Source organism: Areca yellow leaf disease phytoplasma (genome assembly GCF_041920595.1).
Genome location: NZ_CP169277.1, coordinates 506,552 through 509,404 on the forward strand (window position 1 = coordinate 506,552; position 2,853 = coordinate 509,404).

Below are 2,853 nucleotides of genomic sequence, written 5' to 3' on the forward strand. Positions count from 1 at the left end.
TTTAATAGAAAAAGAGCGCGCCACTTGTGATAAGAACCTTGGCACAAATAAGAGGCTAAATACCACAAAATTCTTTAATTTTTAGGAAGTGCTACTCCTTCTTTGGAAAGTCATTATCAAGTTTTACAACAAAATTATCCCAACTTTTAAGCCTTACCAAAAAGAGCTTTAATTGATGCTTTACCTCCCATCATACTTGTAGACATAAAAGAAGAATTAAAAAAGGCAATTTAGAACCTTTTTTCCCAAACCTCAAACATGCATTAAGGGAAGTTCTAGCCAAACAACAACAAGCCATTTTACTTATCAACACTAAAGGTTTTGCACCATTTGTTTTATGTCGTTTTTGCGGCTTTGTCCCCAAATGCTGAGCAATGCAACAATAGCCTTACTTTTTATCAAAACAAGCAACCACAAATGTAGTCATTGTAACTATAAAGAGCAATTTACACCAAAAATGCATGCGCTGCTCCAAAGAACAAATAAAAGAAGTAGGCGTTGGTATCGAATACATCAGAGCTTATCTCCAAAAGAATTTTTGCAAGCAAGACTTATCAAATTTGATTCAGATACTATCACAAAAATTAGTCAATACGAAAAATTATGGAACGATTTTAATCAAGAAAAAGCAGATATTTTGTTAGGAACTCAAATGATTGCCAAAAGGACTTGACTTTCACAAAGTTACTTTAGTAGGTATTTTAATGGCAGATTCTTTACTCAAATTCCCCTGAATTTTAAAGGCTCAGAAAAAAACCTTTCAATTACTCATTCAAGCAGCAGGACGTTGTGGCAGAAAAGAACAAGGCGAAAGTAATTGTGCAAAGCTATAATATAGACCATTTTGCAATTAATGCGGCAGTCAAATATGAAGAAAAGAATTCTTTTTTAGACAACTTTTAGAAGAAAAAGAAAAAATGTCACAAAACCCTCCATTTGGATACCTGAGCCAAATTTTAATCTCTCATAAAGATTTTAAAAAAACTTTTGATATTGCTTACCGCATCAAAGCAGTATTGTCCAATCGCTTTTCACAAAATAATTGTTTTAGGTCCTGTTTTATCACTTATTCCTAAAAAAATAACCGTTATCGCTGTTTATTGACACTAAAATATAGCATTTGGCCTTTGGATCTAGATTTTATTTTGGAAAACAACATTCACCAAGATGCTTTACTATTTTTAAGGTTTGCTAATTTATTGTAAACAAATTATAAAATCCAAAGATAAATTAAAATTGCATGGAGGCAAAAGAAACGCCAAACCAAAAGGCAACAATAATAGCAAACAGAAGTTTTTTGAAAATATCATCAATTTTTTCAATTACCACAAATCACAAAAAAATTCACAAACCAAATAAACACCCAAATAAAATTTACTATTCTTTTTTATTGCTTTTATTTTCCATTAACAAAAAAATATGTACCACAAAAAGCGAGCAAAAACCAATGAAAAAAACAGCAATTATTTTAATTTATAAATTGACATTTTTTATTATTTATGTTAAAATGAAATCAGTTAGTTATTAAAAATATAAATTAAAAGCGAGGTGTTGTTTCAAAAAAATATGGACGATAGTGATAGTATAAAAATTTATCACAATAAAGATCTTTGAAAAAAGACGTTTGTGGAGTAAAAAATCAAATTTAGCAAATAAAAATGTGCATTAATGCCAAAAAGGTATTTTTTCTGGCGAACTGATATTCACATTGATTATTTTAATCGCATTAAATGCTTTTTTTGCAGCTTCAGAAATATCTTTTATTTCTACTAACAAGAAGCAAAATTGAATTAGATATCAAAAAGGGCAATAAAAATGCTCTAAAGTCAAAAAAATCAAGCCAAACCAACCACTTTTTATCAGTAATTCAAATTATGATTCACATAATTACTTTTTCGAGAAGTATTGTAACATCTTGTTGGCTAAGAGAAACAGAAGGGCATTTTTTCATTACATAACATCGGAATTGAGGCTTTAATTGTTACCCTTTCTATTATTTTTGGAAGAATTAATTCTAAACGCACTTAATGCATGCACCTTCCAAAATTGTATCTTTTTTCTGGCTCTATTTCCTTAATTGGCAGTTAATTACTCCTTTGGTTTGGATTTTGACTCAAGTAAGTAATCTTTTTCTTATTGTTTTCGGACTAAAAATCCTAACAAAAAATAACGCTTCTAAGTCTCAGAAGACGAGCTGCTGACAATGTTATTAACTTCAAGTTATCAAAGGCATCATTGACAAAAGATGAAAATAAAATATTCAAAATATTTTTGAATTTGATCACACAAACATTTCTGAAGTAATGCGCCACCGCACCGAAGTAGTTGCAAATTTCGATGTTGAAATACAAAAAGAATTAATTAAAACTAATTCAAAATGAAAAATACACACTGCTTCTCAGTTTATGAAAATAGTATTGATAATATTATAGGCATTTACATGTTAAAGATATTTTTAATTATTTAATGTCTCAAACCCAAATAAAATTTTGATTTGAAAATCATTAGAAAACCTTATTTGGTCCCAGATACAAAAAATACTAATGAATTTTTCCTGAAATGAAAAAAAACCAAACCCATATGGCAATAGTAATTGACGAATATGGTGGCACAGCTGAATAATTACTTTTGAGGATTTAATTGAAGATCTTAGGTAGCCTCGATGAATACGACAACGAAGATCTAATGATTAAAGAAGTTGCCAAAAACAGAATATATTGTTACCGATTTGTTGATTTAGAAGAGGTTGCAGAAGCAATTAAATTAGAATTTAACACTGAAGATTATGATACTTAAGTGGTTTTTTAATAGGACAATTCGGGAAGCAATGTCACGTAACCGGAACGAAGTACA

At 29.6% G+C, this 2,853-nt stretch carries 2 protein-coding genes; both read left to right on the forward strand.

What is annotated here, in order from left to right:
- Nucleotides 1-364 precede the first annotated feature (364 nt).
- The gene (locus ACEW7V_RS02890; RefSeq protein ID WP_374695382.1) at nt 365-673 is read left to right on the forward strand and encodes a hypothetical protein; all 309 of its coding nucleotides are present in this window, start codon (nt 365-367) and stop codon (nt 671-673) included.
- Between the two features lie 1,967 nt (nt 674-2,640).
- Nucleotides 2,641-2,796 carry a hypothetical protein gene (locus ACEW7V_RS02895; protein ID WP_374695383.1) on the forward strand — a complete coding sequence of 52 codons (156 nt, stop codon included), beginning with the start codon at nt 2,641-2,643 and terminating at the stop codon, nt 2,794-2,796.
- Nucleotides 2,797-2,853: the final 57 nt, after the last annotated feature.